1 protein-coding gene and 5 pseudogenes are annotated in these 8,281 nt (G+C 59.0%); 3 read left to right on the top strand and 3 right to left on the bottom strand.

Going from position 1 to position 8,281, the window contains the following annotated elements:
* Window positions 1-946 (top strand): annotated as a pseudogene (locus NKJ06_RS33160) (aldehyde dehydrogenase family protein); the annotation flags it as partial.
* Window positions 947-1,928: 982 nt separating this feature from the next.
* Here the strand turns inward: NKJ06_RS33160 and NKJ06_RS33155 are convergent.
* The 3 genes and pseudogenes from NKJ06_RS33155 to NKJ06_RS33145 all read right to left on the bottom strand — a co-directional run.
* Complete coding sequence (locus NKJ06_RS33155) at window positions 1,929-4,463, bottom strand: two-component system VirA-like sensor kinase (protein ID WP_352812123.1); 2,535 nt, start codon at window positions 4,461-4,463, stop codon at window positions 1,929-1,931.
* Window positions 4,464-5,104: 641 nt separating this feature from the next.
* Window positions 5,105-5,482, bottom strand: a pseudogene (locus NKJ06_RS33150) (type IV secretory system conjugative DNA transfer family protein); the annotation flags it as partial.
* 267 nt (window positions 5,483-5,749) lie between these two features.
* Window positions 5,750-6,108: pseudogene (locus NKJ06_RS33145) on the bottom strand (DDE-type integrase/transposase/recombinase); the annotation flags it as partial.
* A 507-nt stretch (window positions 6,109-6,615) separates the two neighbouring features.
* Here NKJ06_RS33145 and NKJ06_RS35900 point away from each other — a divergent pair.
* Together NKJ06_RS35900 and NKJ06_RS33135 are read left to right on the top strand one after the other, a co-directional pair.
* Window positions 6,616-7,150 (top strand): annotated as a pseudogene (locus NKJ06_RS35900) (aldehyde dehydrogenase family protein); the annotation flags it as partial.
* A 658-nt stretch (window positions 7,151-7,808) separates the two neighbouring features.
* Window positions 7,809-8,281: pseudogene (locus NKJ06_RS33135) on the top strand (hypothetical protein); the annotation flags it as partial.

Below are 8,281 nucleotides of genomic sequence, written 5' to 3'. Positions count from 1 at the left end.
GCCTCGCAGACGCCTTATTCAGGTCTCGCCTGGGGAGCGCTCGCCGAGGAAGTTGGTTTCCCCAAGGGTGTCATCAACATCCTGACCGGTTCGGCCAGCGAGATCGGCGACGAGATCTGCGCAAATCCGCTGGTGTCGAAGATCACCTTCACCGGCTCGACGGAGGTCGGCAAGCTTCTCATTCAGAAGTCGTCCGTCACCGTCAAGAAGGTGTCGATGGAGCTCGGCGGCAACGCGCCGTTCATCGTCTTCGACGACGCCGATCTCGAACGCGCCGTCGCCGGTGCGATCACCGCCAAGTATCGAAACTCCGGCCAGACCTGCGTCTGCACCAACCGTTTCCTGGTTCAGGCCGGTGTCTATGACAAGTTCGTCGAGAAGCTCGCCGCCGCCAGCAACGGGCTGAAGGTCGGTTCCGGCCTCGAGGACGGCGTGCAGCAGGGACCGCTGATCGACGAGAAGGCGGTCGAGAAGGTCGCTGATTGCCGATGCGACGTCCAAGGGTGGCAAGGTTGTCGCCGGCGGCAAACGCCATGCGCTCGGCGGCTCGTTCTTCCAGCCGACCGTCATTGCCAACGCGACACACAAGATGCGCTTCATGAAGGAAGAGATCTTTGGGCCGGTCGCACCGGTGTTCAAGTTCGAGACCGAAGAGGAAGCCGTCGCGCTTGCCAACGACACCGAATTCGGCCTCGCCTGCTATTTCTACACCGGCGATCTCGGCCGCGCCTTCCGCGTCATGGAAGGGCTGAAATACGGCATGGTCGGCGTCAATGAAGGCCTCATCACCACACCGGAGGCGCCGTTCGGCGGCGTCAAGGAATCCGGCCTCGGCAAGGAAGGCGGACATCAGGGCATCGAGGATTACCTCGATACCAAATATGTCTGCATCGGCGGCCTCGGCTCTAGTGCGCCGGCTTTTCCCGCGTCTCAGAACGCGGAATGACGAACCCGCGGGTGATCCGGTGAAAATCTTTACGATGCCGAGCAGAAGGGACTTAAGATCGTGAGCGCCCTATGATCTTACGTTTCCGGAAAAAGCTTAGCAAACAGCGCGCTCAGACTGGCCATTTCCGAGAAATCGCAGACCGAGCTTGCCATGCTCCCCTTACCAAAAGGTTTGCCACAGAGCCCCCTCGGCCCAGGTGATGGCAACACGTGACGAGTTTGCGCGGCAATCGAGGTGAGCTTTGCCAGGCCGAAACTGGCGCGTTCCAGCTGGTGCGAGTCCGGCCGGGGTAAGGGATAGCGCGCTCGGTAGCGACTGTTGCGGCGTGGGAGGTGACGACCGGCAAAGCGTACATAGCAATCATGTGGGTGGGGAAATGAGCCAAGATGTGTAAGATTGCAGGGGCCGAGACGTTCTCATCCGTCGAAGGCGACATGTGCGGAGGCGATAAGCGAGGAGCCGTCGCCCTGCCGGAGCCTAGCGCCATCAAGCATGAAAGGAACACGTCGGAACCTGGGATATAGCTTGCCTGGCCGGGCGGCGATAGCCTTGTCGGCGCGGGCGAGGAGCCGTAGCCGATGATGGACACAGGAGAAGTCTGGCGTGAATGGGGCGATGATTGTCAAGCTTTGCTCCCGAGTCAGTTCGTCAACCATCTTGCCTGACCGATTGGCGACCATCTCCTCGTCCCGACCTTATATTACCGTCGCCTGTCGCCGCGAGCGCGCAGTGACTGTCAAGGATGGAGGCCTGCAGACCCCATCGCGCGGGACTTGTCCTTGACGGTCACGAGCACGGCGGCAGGTTTGCCGTGGTCGGGGAGCCCTTTTGTTGGGCGGAAGCCGACGACAGTGTTCGAGGGGAACTCGCCATGAGCCGGGTGCGCAGAGATCGTCCGACGCTCTTGTATTTGCTGGATCCCAGCCGGCTCCGCCTCCGATTGCCTCGATAGCTCGGTAGCCTGAGCGCGTCGGCGGCATCATGCCACTATCATCGTACGAATTGCATGCTCCATCGTCCTGGGCGAGACCGGTTTGGCTAGCCAAAGGACGAAGGTCTGATTACCAGATGTGATCGGCATGGGGTCGTTTCCACCAACGACGATGATGGGCACCGTCATCAGGGTGGGACATACGGCTTCGGCCTGTCCTCGCCCTAGGAAAGTCGCTTCATCGAAAATTAGGAGGTCGGCTGCCTTCCCGCTCTCGATCCAGTCGCAAAGACTCTCGAAGGTCGCGAAGCCGACCGGCTTATAACCCAGCGCGGCGATCTTATCCTTGTAGATCTCCAACGCTGCTGGATCGGGGTCAACGACTGCAATGATTTCTCCGTTGCCAAGTGATCCATCGCATGGGCCGAAAGCGCTATCAGCTCTGACCTGCTCCTCAGCGCAGGCCGGTAAGTAGAGATCGAAGCGTGTACCTCGGCCAACAGCCGAGGTGACGTCAAGGCATCCTGCGAGCGCGCTCACATGGCGGTCCACTGCAGCAAGACCCAGTCCGGTCCCGCCGACGCGAGAGCGCGTGGTAAAAAAGGGCTCAAAGATATGCGGAAGCACCGAACTTGCGATTCCTTGGCCATCGTCGCTGATGGAGAGGAGAACGTAATCTCCCGGTTTCAAGGTGCCCTTAGCCACGGGCTTCGTTTGACAGACGTGAGCGCGAGAAACGCTAATCTCGACACGGCCCTGATTCAAGAGAGCCTCCGACGCGTTCTTGCATAGATTCATAAGGATCTGCTGTATCTCGGTCGGGCTGCCCTCGATCACCGTTTGCCACTCGTTGATCTTGAAGTTCAACTGAACATCCGCACGAAGTGTAACCCGCAGCAATGGCGCGAGATCCATTACACTCTCCGAGACGTCGAAAGGCATCGTCACGCGCTTCCGATTTCGGCTTAGTGACAAAATTTGATCAATAATCAGTTTGGCTCGGTTGCTGGCCAAGATAATTTGGCCGATGTGGCCCCGAATTCTCGAGGGGCGACGCACAAGACCTTTAGCCATCTCTGCGTAGCCGACTATTGCTCCTAGAACATTATTGAATTCATGTGTAACGCCGCTTGCGATTGTGCCGACAGCCGTCAGCCTTTCCGCATGCTCCCATCGACTCTCAAAAAGGTTACGTTCCGTGTGTACACGTTGCATTTCAAGATGGTTGCCTAAACGCACAGTAGCGCTCGCCAGAACCAGGAGGTCGTCTGTGGAGGGTGGTGAGCGATCTCCTTCAAAAACAAGGATACAAACCGCAGCCTGCTGATCGGAGGCCCGGCAACCAACAATTTGACAAACACCGGTAGTGCCTACGGCAGTCCGAACCACTTCCGACGCCGGAACGACGCGAAACACTGGCTGTTCCGGGTGTACAAGTGAGACGACTTCATGGATTAGCGTGGCGTTCCAGACGCGCATGCGCTTGTTCGCGACAAAGTACTCGGTATTCCTGCTGATACTCGGATCCACCAGAGCAAGCGCGCATTGATCCGCATCGAAAACGCATTGAATGAGTCTAAGCGCCGCTTCGGTGGAGAAGCGCCGCGAAGCCTTCGTTGCTTGACTGTCGATGAAACAAGCTTCGATCTCACTCATCGCCGCTTCAAGCTCTAACCGCCTTTCCAACCGGTTCGTCCGCACATGCAGCGTGGAGGCTCGAATGGTCGCAAACAAGCAGAGGCATATGGACACCAAGCCAAAGAAAAGCCGTGTACGCTGCGCTTGCGCGCTGGCGAAGCTGTAGGCTTTCAGATGTTCTCGCTCCAATTCGGCAGCCTTGGCGAACGTGTCGAAGGATGGGATCCGATTGACAGCGCGGTCCAACCTCAACATTGAGGACAGGATAGCGCGGCCCTCGCGGGCAACATCCTCCGTGACTTGGTCCTGGCTAGGAGGAAGTCGGCGGAGAGACTGATCGATTTGTAATGCGAGGCTGAATCCCGGTCTGGCCGAAAATTGAAGGATCAGATTGGAAAATTCAGGCCTGTTCGACACTCCCCCCCAAAGGCGATTAGCCGAGCGAGCAAAGCGTACGAGAGAGCTTTGCAGAAGCTCATTTTGCGCGGCCGAGTTCGAGATGGCAGCTTCTGTGTTTTCGAGGGACTTTTTGAGCTGTGCAACCAACCTGGAGTGCACCCCGGAGCTCTCATTGGGCGAAATCTCAACAAGGCGTTGGTAGTTTTGAAGGTTCCTTTTTAATGCTTGCCCGGTAGAAGCAACGGAACGGAAGTCCAATACCATGTCGGCGCGGGCGACGTCTCGCTGGAGCAATGCGTAGTTGATCTGAATCGTCCGCAGTTCGCTTAGGACCGCCTCGTTGATCTGGGGGTCTTGCCACTGTATCGCGACCAAGAGCGCAACCGAGGCCACTAGGGCCATTACAGAAGCTTTGTCGGTACTGAGCCATTTTTCCCAAACGAACGGCGTTTGAGCCGCGGTGCGTGCCTTGCGAAGGTCCGAGTTGAATTCTAGCTCCCCATCGCGTCGGTGTGCGGCCGGATGCTGCTGGAACAGGAAAGCCAAGTGTACCTCTCCCCTCAAACAGGCGGTGTAGACACCGTTGCACTCTGCCCCCATGGCCCGCTGACCTTCCATTGATTCGCGGGCGTTTCGACCTCGACGGCGAGGCGGCAGCACAAGGCGGGCAACTGATCGCAGTTTTCGGAACTGGTCTTCCGAGAGATCATCGAAGGGGCATACAAGCGCACGCCTGCAGCAGCCGAGGATGATACCGGCCGGTCAAACGCAACTGGCGAGGGCCGGATCTGCTGTTGGCTGGCAGCTAACACTGGCGGGGCGGCGGCCTCAACTACGGCGTGCCTAGAGCCGGCTGCTGCGAAAGCGTCCGACACGCTTCCCTTGGGGTCATCCCGTCCAGCGGGCATTCTTGGATCGCTGAAAAAAGACGAGGCGGCTTGATGATCCTGCCCTCGCTGAAGCACCTCGCGAAACCCCTTTTCCAGTCGCAGAAGCTCCTCTGGACCGGTAGGCGGCTCGTCAGCTCGACCATCGAACAGCGGCCGGAGCGCCTCGGACACGTGCTGCTCAAAGCCCACTCGCCGGGCCTGGACCGCTTGCCCGTCTTCCAAGCCGGCGTCCTGCACCTGCGACAAAGCTGTTACACGGGATGGATTACTATTTCGCGGGTTCATACTAGCCTCACATCAAACTGTATCGTCAAAGTCCTGCGCCAATTCACACAGCGGGTCATCGAGTTGAGATTCTGCGGAGAGCGCCTCCTCTGCTCCCGTCAAGGGCGCCGGCTCCGGGAGGGCGCCTGTCTGGCTTTCAAAGATGCGTTTCAGAATGCGATCCGAAAAATATCGCACCTTCCTCAATTTTAATGGTGGCAGACCTTTGATGAGAACAATCTCGTAGTCGTCATCGAGCAGCCGAACCTGTTCGGGACGCAATAGCGGTGCACCTTGATGTGAATTCTGAATGTTCCAATCGAACGTTCGCGCCTGGCTGTAGGAAATCGATTGGGCTTGAAATGTGAATCCACCGATAGCTTTGGAAATGTAGTTCGGAGTCTCGTCATCTACCTCGATGTTCCTAGAAGCGCGCCGGCAGCCCGGGCGGGGGGCTTGGGGTTAGACTGCCAGCGCACGCCACTCATAAAGAGCGGCCTCTTTTCGCGGTTCGGACACCCATAGTCAACCCGGCAACGTCTGGATGCCCGCTGTGCTTTTTGCAGAGCGGCGATGCCGGGCATATCGGCCGATCCTGTCTAGGATGGTGTGGCCACTCTCGTCGGCCGAGTTGATGCTCCAGCCAGTATCGCCTTGCCGACCAGCATGAGTTCGCCGTTAGCAATCCATTGTTGCGGGCGTTCCAGTCACGGCCTTCCATTCGGCGATGGCTTGCAAGCGATGAACATGTATGGCGAGAGCAGAACGTTTGGGGCGGGGGACGAAGAGGTTGCGGAGGGCTGACAAGGTCGAGACGAAGCGTTGCAGGCCTCCCGGCGATCGGACCCCTGCATCATCCGCTCCCGTTTTCGCGGCGGCACATGGGAATTCTCCGCTCTGTTGTTCAACCCCTTGTGCGACCGGTGCTCGACGTCCGGCATCATCTGTCGCTTTGCCGCTCCATACGAGCGAAGCTAGTCGGTGATCATGCGCTTCGGCGCGAGCCCCTGCTTCTTCCACAGCCGCGTCAGCAAGCGCAACCTCTCGCAGGGTGCGCTCTCAGAGTTCGTTCCTGCGCAGCGGCCTTGTTATCTCGATACTGGATAAGCGTCTACGAACCTACGCGCCGCATAACGAGCTTTGTTGCGCTGGTCGGTTGCGAAGGGTGGCTCTATGCATCGCAGTGGCGGACGCGAAATCCTCACCATCCTTCTGCATCGCGCTATTTGGCTTGCCGAACACCCAATTTCGCCGGCACGCTGCCGCTGAATACGATGATCATCTCGCATTCTTGCTATGGAGACTGTCGTCCTTCCTGGGCACGCGGCTGACGGCGACGAAAGCGGGTTTATTCATGCAACACCCCTTTTTGGCAGGCAAGCTGGTGGACTTCGGGATGTCGGGGGCGAATATAGCGAAGACTCCCGCCGCTCGCTGATGCATTCTGGACGCAACCGCATCGAGCCGATGTGTTCGAGACGCTTCGCGGCTGCAGTCGCCGAACGATGGCGTGGTTATGCGACCTGTTCGGCATGGCTACCCCCGTCCAGTCAGGCGTTCACGAAGGTGTTTGTCGAGAGTTCGTGGAGAAAGTCCGCCACTTATCGTTGGCGAGGGCTTTGCTCCGGAGTGGCGATCGGTGCGCTGATCGACAGGCAGGCTCTGGCCAAAATCGAATCCCATGCCGTCGCGAAAGGCCGCAGAATCGATGCGGGGGCAAACGCATCGCGCGAATGGCACGTCGAACTATCGGTCCGGTCTCCAGCGAGATGACCATCGCGCAAGAAAGAGACATTCGGGCGGCTGGCGCCTGTGATTGCTTCGACGATGCGGATAGGTCGTGCATGAGGCCAACGACACGATCTACGGCCTTCCCCCACATTTGTGCCTCAAACGGAAGCGTGTTTGGCGTGTCGCCGAGGCCTTGGAATATGGCATAGTGGTATGAACACGGGACGCATGTCGTCGGAAGCCGCGCCTTTCGGCCGAGTGAAGCAGTCCGGCATCGGGCGGGAGGGTTCCCGCCATTGCCTCGAGGACTACCTCGAAATGAAATACCTCTGCACGGGCGGCATCTGAAGCATGGGCTTGCAGGGCTCGCAGACCGGTAAACCAGCGAGCCATCTCCAAATATGTGAATTGTGGATTGCTCCTCGACGGGAGCTGAGGGGCGGCTCCGCAAGCCTTACGACGCTCTTTGCGAGCCGTAGCTGCCGAGCTGGCAAAAGGCCGGGCTACGTCGCGCCAGCGCAATCGGCGCGCAGAAAATTAGGCCTACCCGCTCCGGGACCGCGGACCTCGTCAGCTTCTCGTAAGTATGCCCGAGTAGGTTGCTCAGCTGATCTGTGGACGTGAGGCTAACGTGAACCGGCACAAATTTGACCTATCCAATGTAACAGGTTGGCGGCAGGTGCAGCCCCCGGCATCTCAAGAGCAAGCGGCACAGGCCGGGCAAGAGGGCTTTGAGCAGCGCTCGGGCGAGGCGCGCCAAGCCGCTGCCCAAATTCCCGCCCCCGGCGTTCCGGCTCTGCCAGACCCGTTCCATCCTCATCCGTCTCACGGAGACCTGAGCCTCATCGAAGGCGCGGCCCCATGGGAAGCGCAGCCCATGATGCAAGGGAGCGGACAAGAACACGCCGCGGCGCCGTACGCCGGAGGCAGTGGGTCGATGCTAGGTGCCTCGGTGCTGCAGCCGGGTCACTCAACGGCGCGCCATCATCATGCGCCGGATTCGTCAGTGGGTGATCTGAATCCTTCCGCACCGTTCGAGTTGCGTGACCATGCTCGTTCCCCCGTGCCGGCGGCGGTGCAGCCAGATCCTCCAGTAGTGGTCTCCGACGGTCGCGGCTGCAAGCGTCCTCTTTATTCCAACGATGCGACCGTTGTCGAAGGGCTGAGGTCACTCTACGCGGGTAAGGCCAAGGAGGAAACGGTCAAGCGCCATGTAAATTCTCTTTACGGCTTTGGTCGTTGGCTCTTTAAAAATAACAAGCCGGGATTTGCTGCTCGGCTTCACGAGGAGTCGCTGGATGAAGATCTCAAGGAGTACGAGAGCAGTGGTGGCTCCTCGACTGTGGCTGTGGCACTGCGTCGTCTCAGAGAGTCGGCGGGCGGAGTGCCAATGGTGGGCCGCGCTGTCCTGAATCCCGACCCTGCCGACGCCGTGCTCATCAAAGAGTACAAAGCGGCTCTCATCAAAGAGTACAAGGG

The sequence above is a fragment of the Mesorhizobium sp. M0293 genome (assembly GCF_040321735.1).
Lineage (GTDB): Bacteria > Pseudomonadota > Alphaproteobacteria > Rhizobiales > Rhizobiaceae > Mesorhizobium.
The sequence above is the reverse complement of the archived record's forward strand: the minus strand, read 5'-3'. Positions and strand labels throughout refer to the sequence as shown.